Annotated in this window: 18 protein-coding genes; 9 read left to right on the plus strand and 9 right to left on the minus strand. The window is 38.1% G+C overall.

The window, feature by feature from the left end; genetic code table 11:
* Positions 1-185: 185 nt before the first annotated feature.
* Positions 186-632, minus strand: coding sequence for a ferritin-like domain-containing protein (locus GFO_RS14280; RefSeq protein WP_011710874.1), 447 nt, complete (start codon positions 630-632; stop codon positions 186-188).
* Positions 633-902: 270 nt separating this feature from the next.
* On the opposite strand from GFO_RS14280, the gene GFO_RS14285 reads away from it, so the two are divergent.
* Both GFO_RS14285 and rimM read left to right on the plus strand, forming a co-directional pair.
* Complete coding sequence (locus tag GFO_RS14285) at positions 903-1,499, plus strand: 30S ribosomal protein S16 (RefSeq protein ID WP_011710875.1); 597 nt, start codon at positions 903-905, stop codon at positions 1,497-1,499.
* Positions 1,500-1,511: 12 nt separating this feature from the next.
* The gene (gene rimM / locus GFO_RS14290; protein ID WP_011710876.1) at positions 1,512-2,039 is read left to right on the plus strand and encodes a ribosome maturation factor RimM; all 528 of its coding nucleotides are present in this window, start codon (positions 1,512-1,514) and stop codon (positions 2,037-2,039) included.
* Positions 2,040-2,180: 141 nt separating this feature from the next.
* On the opposite strand, the gene GFO_RS14295 is transcribed toward rimM, so the two are convergent.
* Together GFO_RS14295 and GFO_RS14300 are read right to left on the minus strand one after the other, a co-directional pair.
* A complete protein-coding gene (locus GFO_RS14295; protein WP_011710877.1) occupies positions 2,181-5,069 on the minus strand; it encodes a leucine--tRNA ligase in 2,889 nt (962 codons plus the stop codon).
* Between the two features lie 155 nt (positions 5,070-5,224).
* On the minus strand, positions 5,225-6,157 hold the full coding sequence (locus tag GFO_RS14300) for a ketopantoate reductase family protein (protein WP_011710878.1): 933 nt from the start codon (positions 6,155-6,157) through the stop codon (positions 5,225-5,227).
* 403 nt (positions 6,158-6,560) lie between these two features.
* Here GFO_RS14300 and GFO_RS14305 point away from each other — a divergent pair, with 403 nt between their 5' ends.
* Genes GFO_RS14305 through GFO_RS14330 form a run of 6 tightly spaced genes read left to right on the plus strand, consistent with a single transcriptional unit; the run spans position 6,561 to position 10,617 of the window.
* Positions 6,561-7,439 carry a cell division protein FtsX gene (locus GFO_RS14305; protein WP_011710880.1) on the plus strand — a complete coding sequence of 293 codons (879 nt, stop codon included), beginning with the start codon at positions 6,561-6,563 and terminating at the stop codon, positions 7,437-7,439.
* Between the two features lie 58 nt (positions 7,440-7,497).
* Entirely contained in the window at positions 7,498-7,761 is a 264-nt protein-coding gene (locus GFO_RS14310) for a DUF3098 domain-containing protein (protein ID WP_011710881.1), read from the plus strand.
* Positions 7,762-7,766: 5 nt separating this feature from the next.
* Positions 7,767-8,561, plus strand: a complete 795-nt coding sequence (locus GFO_RS14315; RefSeq protein ID WP_011710882.1) for an undecaprenyl-diphosphate phosphatase — start codon at positions 7,767-7,769, stop codon at positions 8,559-8,561.
* Entirely contained in the window at positions 8,551-9,267 is a 717-nt protein-coding gene (gene truB / locus GFO_RS14320) for a tRNA pseudouridine(55) synthase TruB (protein ID WP_041250151.1), read from the plus strand. The genes GFO_RS14315 and truB overlap by 11 nt, the downstream gene beginning before the upstream one ends.
* A gap of 22 nt (positions 9,268-9,289) precedes the next feature.
* The gene (locus tag GFO_RS14325) at positions 9,290-10,018 is read left to right on the plus strand and encodes an energy transducer TonB family protein (protein ID WP_011710884.1); all 729 of its coding nucleotides are present in this window, start codon (positions 9,290-9,292) and stop codon (positions 10,016-10,018) included.
* Between the two features lie 5 nt (positions 10,019-10,023).
* Positions 10,024-10,617 carry a DNA-3-methyladenine glycosylase I gene (locus GFO_RS14330; RefSeq protein WP_011710885.1) on the plus strand — a complete coding sequence of 198 codons (594 nt, stop codon included), beginning with the start codon at positions 10,024-10,026 and terminating at the stop codon, positions 10,615-10,617.
* Positions 10,618-10,626: 9 nt separating this feature from the next.
* Here GFO_RS14330 and GFO_RS14335 read toward each other — a convergent pair whose 3' ends face one another.
* From GFO_RS14335 to GFO_RS14350, 4 genes are all read right to left on the minus strand, one after another.
* Positions 10,627-11,058, minus strand: coding sequence for a hypothetical protein (locus GFO_RS14335; protein ID WP_011710886.1), 432 nt, complete (start codon positions 11,056-11,058; stop codon positions 10,627-10,629).
* A gap of 50 nt (positions 11,059-11,108) precedes the next feature.
* On the minus strand, positions 11,109-11,747 hold the full coding sequence (gene aat, locus GFO_RS14340; RefSeq protein WP_011710887.1) for a leucyl/phenylalanyl-tRNA--protein transferase: 639 nt from the start codon (positions 11,745-11,747) through the stop codon (positions 11,109-11,111).
* A 433-nt stretch (positions 11,748-12,180) separates the two neighbouring features.
* Positions 12,181-12,555 (minus strand): DUF3127 domain-containing protein, encoded by a 375-nt coding sequence (locus tag GFO_RS14345; RefSeq protein ID WP_011710888.1) that lies wholly within the window; start codon positions 12,553-12,555, stop codon positions 12,181-12,183.
* 8 nt (positions 12,556-12,563) lie between these two features.
* The gene (locus tag GFO_RS14350) at positions 12,564-13,436 is read right to left on the minus strand and encodes a flavin reductase family protein (RefSeq protein WP_011710889.1); all 873 of its coding nucleotides are present in this window, start codon (positions 13,434-13,436) and stop codon (positions 12,564-12,566) included.
* A 114-nt stretch (positions 13,437-13,550) separates the two neighbouring features.
* Between GFO_RS14350 and GFO_RS14355 the strand changes: the two genes are divergently transcribed.
* Positions 13,551-14,699, plus strand: coding sequence for a sensor histidine kinase (locus GFO_RS14355; RefSeq protein ID WP_011710890.1), 1,149 nt, complete (start codon positions 13,551-13,553; stop codon positions 14,697-14,699).
* On the opposite strand, the gene GFO_RS14360 is transcribed toward GFO_RS14355, so the two are convergent.
* Both GFO_RS14360 and GFO_RS14365 read right to left on the minus strand, forming a co-directional pair.
* Positions 14,696-15,109: an acyl-CoA thioesterase gene (locus GFO_RS14360; protein WP_011710891.1), complete on the minus strand. Its 414-nt coding sequence runs from the start codon at positions 15,107-15,109 to the stop codon at positions 14,696-14,698. The two genes, GFO_RS14355 and GFO_RS14360, sit on opposite strands and share 4 nt — an antisense overlap.
* Entirely contained in the window at positions 15,106-15,501 is a 396-nt protein-coding gene (locus tag GFO_RS14365) for an HIT family protein (RefSeq protein WP_011710892.1), read from the minus strand. Before GFO_RS14365 ends, GFO_RS14360 begins: the two co-directional genes overlap by 4 nt.
* Between the last annotated feature and the right edge of the window lie 52 nt (positions 15,502-15,553).

Below are 15,553 nucleotides of genomic sequence, written 5' to 3' on the forward strand. Positions count from 1 at the left end.
TTAGTTTTCAGGAATTATCAACCATAAAAAAGCCTCACAAAAACCTGAAAATTCAGATGATCTGTGAGGCCTGATACGAACACTAAAAACTACTACTTCAATCAAACATTGCTCGCATCTTAGGGTTTAAATCTTTAGGCATCATCATTCAAGGATTAAATCTAAAGATCTTTATAATAGAAATGCTAAGCTTGCTTCTCAAGAGTTTTTACTTCATTTAAGGAAGCAACAATAGCATTTTTCTGTTTCATTAGAATATTTTGAGTAGAAGCCGGTAATTCTTTTTCTTTCATAACATCCTCATACTCTTCAACGGCAGATTTCTCTCCACGAATTGCCTCTTCCAACACAGATTCATCTTTATCATTTGAAAGACTCGCTTTTAGATTCATCCATGATCTATGCACATCTCCCTTTAGACTTGAACCTTTATCTGGATTTTCACCAAAATTTCTGATTTCAGATTTTAATTCATGTCCAAAATCATATCTCTCCTGTGCTCTCTGACTGAAAAAACTTTTAAGATCCTGTCTTTTTACTTTTTCCGCTGCCAATTTGTATCCTTTTTCAGCGTCATAATTCTTTTCCAACAATTCATTTAACTTATTAGAAACTTCTTTTGAATAACTCATAGCTTATTTTTTTTGGTTTTAGTTGAGTAAAGATAACATCAGAAAACCGTCTCAACAATCTATTTAACAGGGTTTAGCACTTATTAACCTCTTTTAACAGCGGGTAGTATTTTTAACCAAAATTCTTCCCAAAGAGCACATTTAGTACACTTTAATATAACTTCCAAAGCTTAATAGAATTAAACAATCAAAAGCTTGAAAATTAGAAAAATGTAGTATCTTTGCCCACTTATTAATAACCGGGGTCGAGAACCCCAAAATTTAATTTTTATGCCAGTAAAAATAAGATTACAAAGACACGGTAAAAAAGGAAAACCTTTTTTCTGGATTGTTGCTGCGGATACCCGCGCAAAAAGAGACGGTAAATTCTTGGACAAATTGGGAATCTATAACCCTAACACAAATCCTGCTACTATCGAATTAGATGTAGATGGAGCTGTTAAGTGGTTACAAAACGGTGCTCAACCAACAGATACTGCTCGTGCTATCCTTTCTTATAAAGGAGCACTTCTTAAGAAACACCTTGCTGCAGGAGTAGCAAAAGGAGCTTTAACTGAAGAGCAGGCTGAAGAGAAATTCAACGCCTGGATGGAAGAAAAAGAAGGAAAAGTTGATGCTAAAAAAGATTCTTTAGGGAAAGCTAAAGATGAAGAAAAAGCAAAAGCTCTACAAGCTGAGAAAGATGCAAACGCTAAGCGTGAAGCTGAATTCAAAGATGCTGAAGAAGCAGAAGCTAAAGCGGCTGCTGAGGCTGAGGCTGCTGCAACTGCAGAAGCTACAGACGAAGCTACTGTTGAGCAGGCTGAAGAAGAGGTGGAAGCTGCAACTGCAGAAGAAGCTAAAACTGAAGACAAAAAAGACGCTTAAAACAGCATTGCAATGACTAAGGAAGAATGTTTCTATCTTGGAAAAATCGTTGCAAAATTTAGCTTTAAGGGAGAGGTGCTTATTAAATTAGACACCGACGAACCTGAAACTTACACAGAAATGGAATCAGTGCTCGTTGAATACAACGATAATCTGGTTCCATTTTTTATTGAAAGATCTTACCTGCATAAGAGCACTTTACTTCGTGCTAAATTTGAGGATATAGAAACAGAAGAAGACGCTGAAGATATGATTGGCGCCCATGTATATCTTCCGTTAAGCATGCTACCTAAGCTGCCCGAAGACAAATTCTACTTTCACGAGATCATTGGTTTTAATGTTATTGATGCCGAACACGGAAATATTGGAAAAATAGTTTCTATCAATGATTCTACCGCCCAGGCACTATTTGAGATCGAGAAAGACGGAAAACAGATTCTTATCCCAATGAATGATGAATTCATTGAAAAAGTGGATAAAAAGAATAATACCGTAAGAGTGATCACTCCGGAAGGACTGGTTGAACTTTATTTAGGATAACACCTCTTAATAAAGGACATTTTTTCTTCTTTTCACACTTCACTCTCTAACTCTTTTACTTTTTTAAAGTCAACCGCCTTCGACTGCGCTCAGGCTGACAAAAATTTTACACTGAACTTTTCACTATTCACTATTCACTCATTAACCTACTATATTCACGATCTTTCCTGGCACCACGATCACTTTCTTAGGTGTACGCCCATCGAGCTGCTTTTGGGTACGCTCATCTGCCATTACTGTTTTTTCAATTTCCTCTTTAGACATATCCAAAGAAAGCTCCATCGTAAACCTCATCTTACCGTTGAAGGAAACCGGATAGTTCTTCATACTTTCTACCAGATATTTCTCTTCAAATTCAGGATATTTAGCGGTAGTAACCGATTCTGAATTTCCTAGCTTTTCCCAAAGTTCTTCAGCTATGTGAGGCGCATAAGGCGCGATCAAAACAGCTAAAGGCTCCAGTATCTCACGACTATTACACTTCTGCGCAGTTAGTTCATTAACACAGATCATAAAGGTGGATACCGAAGTATTAAAACTGAATTCTTCAATATCTTCAGTCACCTTCTTGATTGTCTTATGAAAAGTTTTTAATGAATCTGCGGAAGCTTTTTCATCTGAAACAAAGAATTCCTCTCCGTCATAATAAAGTTTCCAAAGCTTTTTCAGAAAATTATGAACTCCAGTAATCCCTGCCGTATTCCATGGTTTCGCCTGCTCTAATGGCCCCAGAAACATCTCATACATTCTTAAAGTATCTGCGCCATAGTCCTGACAGATCTCATCCGGATTTACAACATTATACTTGGATTTGGACATTTTCTCCACTTCCCTGCCAACTATATATTTACCATCTTCAGTAAGAAATTTTGCATCAGCAAATTCAGGACGCCATTTTTTAAAGCCCTCGATATCCAGTTCATCAGAAGAGTTTACCAAAGAAACATCGGCATGAATCGGCTGAACATTATTTCCATTGATCTGATTTTTCGATACAAATACATTCTCTCCTTCCAGTCTGTAAACAAAAGCACTGGTTCCAAGGATCATTCCCTGGTTAATCAGTTTTTTAAAGGGTTCCTCAACTGTTAACCAGCCACGGTCATATAAAAATTTGGTCCAGAATCTTGAATACAGTAAATGACCGGTTGCGTGTTCGCTACCTCCTATATACAGATCTACATTTTCCCAGTATTTCTGTGCTTCTTCAGAAACAAATCTGTCAGGGTTCCCGGCACCCATATATCTGAATAGATACCAGCTGCTTCCCGCCCATCCGGGCATGGTGTTCAGTTCTAAAGGATAAATTCCGTTATCGTCTGACCCCTCGACTGCGCTCGGGGTGACATTCGAATTAGGTTCGTCATGCTGTCCCGAAAGCTTTCGGGATTGTTTCAGCACCTTATTTGAAACTACTTTATTATTTTTGGAATCCCAGGCCCAGTCAGTTGCATTTCCTAAAGGCGGTTCACCGGTTTCAGTTGGGAGGTATTTTTCCACTTCCGGTAACTTTAGTGGAAGGTATTTTTCATCGATCATTTTTGGAAGACCGTTTACATAATATACCGGAAATGGCTCTCCCCAATATCTCTGGCGACTAAACACCGCGTCTCTAAGTCTGTAATTCGTTTTTCCGTAACCCTGACCTGTCTTCTCAAGTTCCAGAATCACTTTATTTAAAGCCTCTTTATATTCTAGTCCGCTAAGGAAATCTGAATTTGCGATTACCGTGCCTTCTTTTCCCGCATAAGCTTCCTGAGAAACATCTACATTCTCGAAAATATTAGGAATTAGCAGGTCAAAATGTCTTGCGAAATCATGATCACGCTGATCTCCGCAAGGTACGGCCATCACCGCTCCGGTTCCATAGCCTGCAAGTACATAATCACCGATCCAGATCGGCACCGGCTTTTTGGTAAAGGGATGTTCAGCATAAGCGCCGGTAAATGCACCACTAATGGTCTTCACATCGGCCATACGCTCGCGCTCACTTCGTTTCGCACTAGCTTCGATATAGGCCTGAACTTCTTCTTTTCTGTCTTCCGTAGTAATCTTTTCAACAAGTTCATGTTCCGGAGCAAGCGTCATAAAACTAACTCCAAAAATGGTATCGGGTCTGGTTGTAAATACACCAATTTTGAATTTTGAATTTTCAATTTTGAAATCGACGTGTGCTCCTACCGATTTCCCGATCCAGTTACGCTGACTTTCCTTTAAACTTTCGGTCCAGTCAATTTTATTAAGATCCTGGAGTAATCTTTCAGAAAATGCTGAAATCCTCATACTCCACTGGGTCATTTTCTTTCTTACTACCGGATATCCTCCGCGCTCTGAAACTCCGTTTACGATCTCATCATTTGCGAGTACAGTCCCAAGTTGCGGGCACCAGTTCACCTCAGCTTCCGCCAAATAGGTAAGTCGGTATTTTAAAAGAATTTGCTCTTTTTCATCTTCAGAACAAGCGTTCCAGTCATCTGCAGAAAATTTTTCGACATCATCATCACTAGCTGCATTTATTCTTGAGTTCCCTTCCGAAGTAAAAATCTCTTCAAGCTCAGTGATTGCACGGGATTTCTCCGCTTCCTGATCATACCAGCTTTCAAAAAGCTGAATAAAGATCCACTGCGTCCACTTATAATAATCGGGTTCACTGGTTCTCACTTCCCGGCTCCAATCGAACGAAAAGCCAATCTTATCCAGTTGCTCCCGATAACGGGCAATATTATTTTCAGTAGTTACCGCGGGATGCTGACCGGTTTGAATAGCGTATTGCTCAGCCGGAAGTCCGAAACTGTCATACCCCTGAGGGTGCAACACATTAAAACCTTTATGCCTTTTGAAACGAGCATAGATATCACTGGCAATATACCCCAGCGGATGTCCCACATGCAATCCCGCCCCCGAAGGATAAGGAAACATGTCCAACACATAATATTTCGGTTTTTCAGAATCGTTTGAGGCTTTGAATGTCTGGTTATCTGCCCAGTATTTCTGCCATTTCTCTTCGATCTTATTAAAGTGGTAACTCATTTTCTTTCTTAACTATTGGTCATTGCGAGGAAATGTAATGACGAAGCAATCTGCTCTGAAACTTGAGACTGCGTCGCTTTGCTCGCAGTGACGTTAATCACTAATTGCCTGCAAAAATACAATTTTCAAGGACTTATGCGGAATGATTGGAAGTTCTATTCCTTTGTTTTTCGAGCTTCTTCTTCCATGGGTTTCAGGCACTCATAGATATATCTGTTCACTGGAGTTTCTATCCCGTATTTTTTACCCTCCTTGACAATATATCCATTAAAATTATATAGTTCCGAAGGTTTTCCATTCATAATATCACGTTGAGTAGAGGCGGTATTCCCTTTTGGCTGTGAATTTATGATCTCAAAAACCATCTCCAGATGTGTATCTTTAAGCGGAACTCCCTTCGCTTTGCCAACTTCAATGATCTCTTTGGCAGATTTTTTCATCATCCCAAAAAGATAGTCACTTTCCCTGATTTTATCGATAGAAACCCTTGTTAAACCTCCAATTCCGCTTACGGTACAGATAAACATAAATTTCTTCCAGACCTCCAATTGAATATTTTCAGGTATTGAATTATCAATTCCAGCTTTATCAAAGATCTTTTTAAGCTCCAAAATTCTACCTGACTGTGAATTATCAATTTCTCCAAAGGTGATCTTTGGATCAAAAGCCGTGTGTTTAATTTTTGCCGGTTTTTCAATAAAACTAACCACGAAACAGAGTCCGGCGAGCACATTTTTTCCAGGAAGAATTTTTAGCAATTTCTCCACATTATCGGCTCCATTCTGCAAAGGAAGAATCATCGTGTTTTCTCCAATTATCGACTTTAATTCTTTTGCCACCGCAGGAATTTGCCAGGATTTTATTCCGAGGATTATTAGATCAGGTTTTGGAACTTCGGAAATTTCTGAAGTTGCGACTTTAAGTTTCACTTTAAAATTTCCGTTGATGCTTTCAACTTCAAGTCCGTGTTTCTGGATTTGCTTTAAGTGTTCTCCTCTGGCGATCATACTTACGTTCAATCCTGCATTTGCCAGTTTTCCGCCAAAATATCCGCCAACGCCTCCAATTCCGTAAACTAAAATTTCCATAGATCTGTTTTTTCAAATTTAGGAAACTTAGGGTGATTCCGTCGCTTCGATCGGATGACCCCAAATTTAAATTATTCTATGTCACATTGAGCGCAGTCGAAATGGGACTTTCTACTTACCATGCTTCGACTGCGCTCAGCATGACAAACTACTCTGTAAAGCTTTGCGTCACCCTGAACTTGTTTCAGGTTTTGCAAGATGAGATGCTGAAACAAGTTCAGCATAACGCTTTGGTGCTTCATAGAGCTTGTCAAAATGTTTTTTCGCGAAATCATCCTTCGACAGGCTCAGCATGACAAATTAAATAAAAATAGAACCTTACCAATATTTTTAAAAGTTTAAACGTTTTAAAGATTAAGAAACCTGAACTTTCTTATTTTTACAAAAAATCTGAAGTCACTCTATGACCACATCTTTTGAAAGGTATCAGAAACGCCGACTCATATCTTCTTATTTTTCAGTAGTTATCAGTATTTCTCTGGTATTGTTCCTATTAGGAATGCTTGGTCTTTTGGTTTTGAACACCAAAAAAGTCGCCGATCATTTTAAAGAACAAATCGCTCTTACAGTATATCTAAAAGATACCGCTAAAGAAGTCGAAATTGAACAATTGAAAAAGAGTCTCGCCATGGCAGATTACACCAAGTCTACCAACTACGTTTCTAAAGAGGAAGCTGCGGAAGCCCATAGCGAGGAAATAGGCGAGGATTTTATGGAGTTTTTAGGATATAATCCTCTTCAGAATTCTATAGATGTTTATATGAATGCCGACTTTGTATCTTCAGAACAGGTAGATAAGATTGCAGCAGACCTTACCGCTAAGAATTTTGTAGACGAGGTGGTTTATGATAAACCGCTTATCGCACTCTTGAACGACAATGTTAAAAAGATCAGTTTCTGGGTGTTAATAGCCAGCGCTGTATTCACTTTTATCGCCGTATTATTGATAAACAGCAGTATTCGACTGGCCGTATATTCCAAACGCTTTATCATTAAAACCATGCAGATGGTAGGCGCCACCAAAGGTTTTATAAGACGCCCGTTTATCTGGCAAAGCGTAAAACTTGGACTTATAGGTGCAATTCTGGCATTAATAGGGATGGCTGCAGTTCTTTATTACCTGAATAAAAGTTTTACTGAACTCAATATTCTAGGAGATATAAAAATGATCGCTATTCTGTTTACCAGCATTTTCCTAATGGGAATTGTGATTACATGGATAAGTACGTATTTTGCAACTTCGCGTTTTCTTAATCTGAAAACAGATGAGTTGTATTATTAAAATCCGCTCTAAGTATTAAGCTTAAAGCTTTTCACTTACAGCTTATAACTTTGAAAAAATGAAAAAGGATAAGGAAATACAGAAAGGAGGCAGTTTTAACACCGGCTTCGTTTTCGGAAAGAAGAACTATACCTTCATGTTTATAGGGATGGGAGTGATCGCTCTGGGCTTTATTTTAATGTCTGGCGGTGGTAGCGAAGATCCGAATGAATTTAACGATGCGATCTATAACTTCCAAAGAATTCGACTGGCACCGGCTTTGGTGCTGATTGGTTTTGCCATTGAGGTCTATGCCATTTTGTTGAATCCGAATAAAAAATAAAAGGTTTGGACATATTTGATGCCATCGTCTTGGGAATTATCCAGGGACTTACCGAATTTTTACCCGTTTCTTCCAGCGGACATTTAGAATTAGGAAAAGCTATTTTGGGAGATACCAGTCTTCCTGAAGAATCCTTACTATTTACCGTAGTACTTCATTTTGCTACTGCTTTAAGCACCCTGGTGGTTTTCAGAAAAGATGTTTTTGAGATCTTTAGTGGTTTGCTGAAATTTAAATGGAATGAAGAAACTCAGTTTTCATTAAAAATCATCATTTCCATGTTACCGGCAGTAATTGTTGGTCTTCTATTTGAAGAACAACTGGAAGCTCTATTCGGCGGAAATATTCTGTTCGTTGGCTTTATGCTTTTGATTACGGCGCTTCTTCTATGGCTTGCTGATAAAGCAAAAGATACCGGTAAAAAAGTAAGTTACCGCAATGCATTTATAATTGGAGTTTCTCAAGCCATCGCCATGTTACCGGGGATTTCCCGAAGTGGGGCTACCATTTCGACTTCCGTATTATTAGGAAATGATAAAACCAAAGCTGCAAGATTTTCCTTTTTAATGGTGGTACCTTTAATTTTTGGAAAGATTGCTAAAGATCTTATGAGCGGTGAATTAATGGCAAGTTCCACAGATTTTTCTATTCTGGCAACTGGTTTTATAGCTGCTTTCCTTGCTGGCCTTGTAGCCTGTACCTGGATGATTTCACTCGTTAAAAAGAGTAAACTTTCATGGTTTGCTATTTATTGTTTTGTGGTGGGACTCGCGGCTATTATTTTTGCATATGCACAATAAGGAATTTACTCCAGAAGAATTTAAAACCGGACAGGTATTACTTTTTGATAAACCCTTGAATTGGACCTCTTTTCAAGTTGTAAACAAAGTAAGATGGTTAATTAGAAAAAGTTGCAATATCAAGAAAATCAAGGTTGGTCACGCCGGAACTTTAGATCCATTAGCGACTGGATTATTGATCATTTGCACCGGTAAATTCACTAAGACGATCCCGCAACTACAGGGACTGATCAAAGAATACACCGGTACTTTTACTTTAGGCGCTACGACTCCATCATTTGACCTGGAAACCGAAATTGACCAGAAATTCCCCACAAATCATATTACGGAAGAACTACTCAACGCAACTTCTAAGAAATTTATTGGCGAAATTGAGCAAACACCACCTGTATTCTCCGCTTTAAAGAAAGACGGAAAAAGACTTTACGAATATGCCCGGGAAGGCAAGGAAGTTGAAGTAAAGTCCAGAATGGTAGAAATTTCAGAATTTGAGATCGACTCCAAAAACTTTCCGAAGATTGATTTTAGGGTGGTTTGCAGTAAAGGGACTTATATTAGAAGTCTTGCCCACGAATTTGGTCAGGCTTTGCATAGTGGCGCTCATCTTTCAGAATTAAGGAGAACCGCTATTGGAGATTATTCCGTAGAAAAAGCGATGGATATTGAATCTTTCGAAAAATTACTACCTTCACGAGAGACTAATTAAGTCTACCGACGGTTAAACGAATATGGATTTTTTAGAGGATTTTTTCGACAGGCACAAGGCGCTTATTATCACTTCGTTGATATTTGCGATTTTGTTGCTGATTCTTTATAACTTTAATCTTGCCAATAATAATCAGGCAACTGCTGAAATGCTTGTAGATCTTGAGCAATTTAAAGCTGAAGAAGAAAAAGTACCGGATCCTGAAGAACAGGAAGAAACACCACAAAGAAATCCAAGGGATGTTCAAACGCATCAGGCATACAATCAGGATAAAAAGACTCGTGAAGCCGATTTTAAAAATCAACTAGACGAGATATTCGAAAAGAACAGTGCTGAACATGAACAAGCTGAAAATGAAGATACAGAGGGTTCTGAAGGCAATTATGCTATTAACAGGAAAAATTCAGAAGAGAGAAATAAGCGTTCAGACGGAGATGATTCTTCAGAAGGAGCTTCCCAAAAATCTGCCGCTTACGATTACAGTTCCATTTCATTCTCCTTAAAAGGAAGACGTGCGGTTAAAATTCCAAATCCCGTATATACCTGTGATACCGCCGGAAAAGTCGTGATTAATATCACTGTAGATGCCAACGGTTATGTGGTAGATTCGGCTGTTAACAAGGGCAGTTCTACCTCCACCAACGAATGTCTTACAGATCGTGCTTTAGAATATTCGGCTGGCGCAAGATTTAGTAAACTGGCAGGCAGAAATTCTCAACCCGGAACCATCACTTATCATTTTAGATCTTAATAATTATGGCAGAAATCAAACGTTGCGGCTGGTGTGAAGGCGATCCACTTTATGAAGCATATCACGATCATGAATGGGGCGTACCGGTTTTGGATGATGAAACTTTATTTGAGTTCCTCACTTTGGAGACATTTCAAGCGGGATTAAGCTGGATCACTGTTTTACGTAAACGAAACAATTTCAGAAAAGCTTTTGATAATTTCGATTATAAGAAGATTGCTCAATATAAAGATGCGAAAGTCACTGAATTAATGGGAAATGCAGGAATCATCAGAAACCAGATGAAGATCAGGGCTGCTGTGACCAATGCCAGGGAGTTTATGAAAATTCAGGATGAATTTGGCAGTTTTAGCAACTATATCTGGCAGTTTGTAGATGGCCAGCCAATTCAGAATGAGGTCGAAAATTATAAAAAAGCCCCCGCAACTACAGCACTGAGTGATAAACTAAGCAAAGATCTAAAGAAAAGAGGTTTTAAGTTCGTGGGTTCTACCGTGATCTATGCGCATATGCAGGCCACAGGTATGGTAAACGATCATCAAACAGATTGTTTTAGATATCCGGAGGTTAAAAAGCTTGGCGAAAAGATGAAAGGCTAATCAATCTGGCTATCGTAGCTCTTCTAAAACAACATATTCAAAATTCGCCATTTGTATTTCTTTAGGACCATCCGGTCCCGTTACATCTATATTGTAAGTTTCTTTTATTCTATGAGAAACCGTACAATTGGAATTAGCTTCTAAAAACTCGCAGGGAATATCATTATTAAGATAGAGCATGGTGTAGGTAGTTTCCGGATCATTCAAACGTCTTGTAGAAATCTTCGGAACACCCTTGACACCAAAACTTGACAAATTATTTATCTGAATTTTATACTCCAGAGATTCGGTTTTATTCTCTTTGTCTACTTCATGTTTAAAATACAGAAGCTCTGCAGTGATATTTGCAATTTCAGGCTGTACAAGGGTTTCATCGTCATTAGAATCGCAGGATAATATAAGGAAGGATAAGAAAATGATGATAAATATTTTAGCTCTCACGTTTTATATTTTAAGATGAAAGTAGCTAAAAAATGTATTGAAAAAACAGCCTAAATTAAAAATTTTAAAAATTCTATTCTATCAATTTCTTCAGCTCCAAGACTTTCTAAATGACTGGTGTAAATCTGGCAATCTATAAGCTTCACTCCTTCTTTTTCCAGTTTCTGAACCAATTTAATAAAGCCAAATTTCGAAGCATTACTTGCTTTAGAAAACATGCTCTCCCCGCAAAAAACTTTCTTATCTTTCAAATAAATACCATAAAGGCCTCCTACGAGCATAGAACCCTCCCAGACTTCAGTAGAAACTGCAATCCCTTCCTGATGCAATTTTAAGTAGTTCTCTTTAATCTCGGGGGTGATCCAGGTGCCATCCTGACCTTCTCTATTCACATTTCCGCAGGCTTCTATAACTTTTTCAAATTCCTGATTGAAAGTTACCTGAAATTTATCCTGATTCAGGTATGGTCGCATACTTTTGGCAATTTTTAGATTCTCGGGAAAAAGCACCATCCTGGGATCTGGCGACCACCAAAGCACCGGCTGACCTTCATTATACCATGGGAAAATGCCTTTATAATATGCCTCCATCAATCTATCGGGACTAAGATCACGGGTTACTGCCAATAGGCCGTCTTCGTCAGCGAAACTAACGGGAGGGAATTTTTCTTGTGGATTTATAAAATACAAGTGCTTCTTTTGGGATTCTAAATAATATTGTCTTATTATTTTTTTCCATTGTTGAAAAAAGTAATCAAAAAAATCTAGGCTTACGAAGATGTATCTAAATTTTTCACTCGAAGCTTAAATTTTAGGAACTCGCTATGGAAGTTAACATTCAAAAATAAATTCATTTAGCTCAAACAGCCTAAAATTTTAAGGCTCTTTCGCTTCAAATTTGTCGATAAATTTTCGATAGGCCATATTAAAAATTACCTGAATCTAAATCTACTTTTGACCTTTATAAACAAACTAAAGTCCGGTGCAAACACAACCGGACTTCAATATTTTTAAATCGAACTTCGACAAGCTCAGTTCTACATATTACTTAGAAAATGTCATCTCGAACGAATGTGAGAGATCTCAATAGATTTCTCCCGTTGGTCGAAATGACTGATAAATTCTAGAATGGAAGATCATCATAATCTTCTTCGTTCAAGTCGCTGGCTGGCTCAAACTGGTCTGGTGGCGGTACATTAGAACCTCCTGATGGCTGTTGCGCAGCAAGATTTTCAATTCTCCATCCCTGGATAGAATTGAAATATTTTGTTTCACCTTGTGGACTTACCCATTCGCGACCTCTAAGATTCACCCCAATTTTAACCGGCTGACCTACCTGAAAAGCGTCCAGAAGACTGCATTTATCCTGAACAAATTCTATCATGATATGCTGAGGATACTGCTCCTCTGTAGTCACTACCATTTCCCTTTTTTGAAAACCATTGCTTCCAAATGTTTTCGTTTCGCCAATAAGCTTAATTTTTCCCTGTACTTCCATTGTCTCGTTTATTTTGCTAATAATATTTTCCAGGCATTTTCCGGCTGATCTTTCTCAAGATAAGTCTGTGCCTGTTTATGAATTTTTTGTGTATTTCCAGTTTTTACAAGTTCAGCATCTGTAGTATTCGTTTTTAAAAACGTTTCAATTTCACCATTCTCAGGTAAAGCCTCTACATTTCCTAATTTTCCAAGATCATTTCCGGTTAACACACTGCTCGTTCTTACATCTTTCGGCATTGAATCTACTCCAATTCCCAAAGTAGACAGAGGTTTAGGTACTTCAAACATTCCCATTTTAGCACGTGTATACCAGTTCCCTCCCATTCGAGCCACCTGGTCTATTTTATGCTGATCTATAAATCCATCTTCATCAAGAATTTCCTCTTTTACATGCATTTTCACTACATGGCAAATCACCAAATTTCCTGCGCCGCCTTCAGTTCCGGTTTCAACGACCTCTTTGATCTTACATTCCAGCTGAACCGGGGATTCCGCTACGCGAAAAGGCTTTACCAGATCAGATTTTAGCATAGTCAAACCTGATTTTTCAAATTCGTTCACTCCTTCGGCATATTCTGTACTAGAAAGGGACATCTGCTGAACAATATCATAATTCACAATATTGATCACTACCTCATCTACGTTCTTAGCGTTTTCAAAAGTATGTTTAGTGGTATTGTCCCTTCCTCTTCTAGCAGGAGAAAAGATCAACACCGGTGGATTCGCACCAAAAACATTGAAAAAACTAAAAGGGGAGAGATTAGGATTTCCATCTTTATCAATAGTACTTGCAAATGCAATAGGCCTTGGACCTATGGCACCCAGAAGATATTGATGTAATTTCCCTACACTTACGTCCTTGGGTTCTATACTTAACATAGATTAATTTTTGCCAAAGATAAAGAATCGAATAAGGAATGAAAAGCAATGCATTACAATAAAAATAGTTTTAAAACGCTTATATTTATTTTGCATTAAAAGCCGGAAGCATACATGAATCTACCCGACGAACGCAGCTTTAATCGCTGGTTTATCATTATTTCCTGTTTTGTGGTCACCGCCCTGGTGCTCTGGAACACAAATATTTTTTTTCAACGCCTCAAAGAGGACGAACGGGCAAAAATGAATATTTGGGCCAAGGCGCAGGAAGAACTTAGCAACGCTCCAGAAGATGCTGACCTAAGCCTCATTTTAGAAATTTTAAATAATAACACCACTATTCCTATCATCCATACAGATGAAAATGGGGAAGTTGCCTATACTACCAACCTTGACCCGACAATTCTTGAGGATACTGATAACATAAACGCTTATCTTAAGGATTTGAAGGGAGAAAATGAGCCTATCATCATTGATCTGGGAGATGGACAGGTGCAATATTTATACTACGGAAACTCTCCTGCGCTTAATAAACTAAAGTATTACCCTATTGGACTTACTCTGATTGGATTTCTATTTATCGGAGTCGTTTATTTCTTTTATACCACGACTAAATCCAGTGAGCAAAATAAACTTTGGGCAGGGATGGCAAAGGAAACCGCACACCAAATTGGAACTCCGCTTAGTTCTTTGATAGGCTGGACTGAAATTTTGAAAACTGAAAACATCAATCCTTCCTATGTAGAGGAAATGGAAAAAGACATAGACAGACTTAGAACCATTACGGAAAGATTTTCAAAAATTGGTTCTTCCCCTAATCTTAAAGAAACCGATATTGTAGCTTCTACCAAAGAGAGTTTTGAATATTTAAAAACCAGAAGTTCCAAGCTTATAGATTTTAGTATTCGTGCTCCACGGCAGCCTATCTGGGTTATGCTAAATGAACAGCTTTACAGCTGGACCATAGAGAACCTTGTGAAAAATGCCATTGATGCGATGCGTGGGCGCGGAGAACTTCAAATTGAAATCAAACAGGATATGAAGCAGGCACATATCTATATTATTGATACTGGAAAAGGTATTGACAAGAATAAATACAAATCGATATTTGAACCAGGGCAAACCTCTAAAAAACGGGGCTGGGGCCTTGGACTTTCACTTGCCAGAAGAATTATTGAAGAATACCATAAAGGGAAGATTAAAGTTGCGAGAAGCGAAATCGGTAAGGGTACAACATTTCAGATAAGTTTAAAAAAGCTCTAGAATTCAGAGATTTTTTCTCGCATCCAATCGGGAATTGGAATCGTCTTTTTCTCCTCAAAATCGAAGCAAACCACCACATCTATTCCTTCCGCACAAAGTTCCTCTTTTTCATTTAAAATGATGTGCTTTAAACCAAAACTGGTATTTCCAATAAAATCAAGCTTTGTTTTAACAATTGCATTTCCGGGATAGTGAAGGGACTTTTTAAAATCACATTTTGTAGAAACCAACATGGTTCCCTGGTTAGAACTTTGATAAAATTCATGAATACCGGAAGCTTCCCAGAAATTAACTCTACCGCTTTGGAGATATCGCATGTATGAAATATTATTCACGTGTTCATACATATCCAGATCGCTCCAGTCTATTCTAATTTTCAGATTTAATTTGAAAGCAGAAAAATTGGTCACAGTTCAAGATTAGAATGGATAGCTTCAGCCAGATCTTTGAATTCCTGTTCGCTCATTTCCACATGATTCGAAAAGTCCATATCATTCATAGTATTCAGCGGAATTAGGTGAACATGCGTGTGCGGCACTTCTAAACCAACCACTGCCATCCCTACTCTTTTACAGGAAACAGTTTTTTCCAGTGCAATAGAGACACTCCTGGTAAAACGCATCAACTCCTGGTACATTTCTTCTTCCAGATCCCATATTTTGTTAACTTCCTTTTTTGGAATACACAAAACATGTCCTCTTACATTAGGCCTAACATCTAAAAAAGCTAAAAACTGACTGTTTTCAGCTACTTTATAAGAAGCCACTTCTCCTTTTACAATCTTTGTGAACAGTGTTGACATAATTAGGTTGATTTTTAATAAAATTAAAGAATCCTTTTCTTATTTCCGAAAT

The organism is Christiangramia forsetii KT0803, from assembly GCF_000060345.1.
GTDB classification, from domain to species: Bacteria; Bacteroidota; Bacteroidia; order Flavobacteriales; family Flavobacteriaceae; genus Christiangramia; species Christiangramia forsetii.

Coding starts and splice junctions, on each gene's coding strand:
- GFO_RS14295 (WP_011710877.1), bottom strand. CDS start 5,069: ATGAGTTACCACTTTAATAAGATCGAAGAGAAATGGCAGAAATACTGG.
- GFO_RS14280 (WP_011710874.1), bottom strand. CDS start 632: ATGAGTTATTCAAAAGAAGTTTCTAATAAGTTAAATGAATTGTTGGAA.
- GFO_RS14325 (WP_011710884.1), top strand. CDS start 9,290: ATGGATTTTTTAGAGGATTTTTTCGACAGGCACAAGGCGCTTATTATC.
- truB (WP_041250151.1), top strand. CDS start 8,551: ATGCACAATAAGGAATTTACTCCAGAAGAATTTAAAACCGGACAGGTA.
- GFO_RS14330 (WP_011710885.1), top strand. CDS start 10,024: ATGGCAGAAATCAAACGTTGCGGCTGGTGTGAAGGCGATCCACTTTAT.
- GFO_RS14310 (WP_011710881.1), top strand. CDS start 7,498: ATGAAAAAGGATAAGGAAATACAGAAAGGAGGCAGTTTTAACACCGGC.
- GFO_RS14285 (WP_011710875.1), top strand. CDS start 903: ATGCCAGTAAAAATAAGATTACAAAGACACGGTAAAAAAGGAAAACCT.
- GFO_RS14345 (WP_011710888.1), bottom strand. CDS start 12,555: ATGGAAGTACAGGGAAAAATTAAGCTTATTGGCGAAACGAAAACATTT.
- rimM (WP_011710876.1), top strand. CDS start 1,512: ATGACTAAGGAAGAATGTTTCTATCTTGGAAAAATCGTTGCAAAATTT.
- GFO_RS14365 (WP_011710892.1), bottom strand. CDS start 15,501: ATGTCAACACTGTTCACAAAGATTGTAAAAGGAGAAGTGGCTTCTTAT.
- GFO_RS14355 (WP_011710890.1), top strand. CDS start 13,551: ATGAATCTACCCGACGAACGCAGCTTTAATCGCTGGTTTATCATTATT.
- GFO_RS14300 (WP_011710878.1), bottom strand. CDS start 6,157: ATGGAAATTTTAGTTTACGGAATTGGAGGCGTTGGCGGATATTTTGGC.
- GFO_RS14305 (WP_011710880.1), top strand. CDS start 6,561: ATGACCACATCTTTTGAAAGGTATCAGAAACGCCGACTCATATCTTCT.
- GFO_RS14350 (WP_011710889.1), bottom strand. CDS start 13,436: ATGTTAAGTATAGAACCCAAGGACGTAAGTGTAGGGAAATTACATCAA.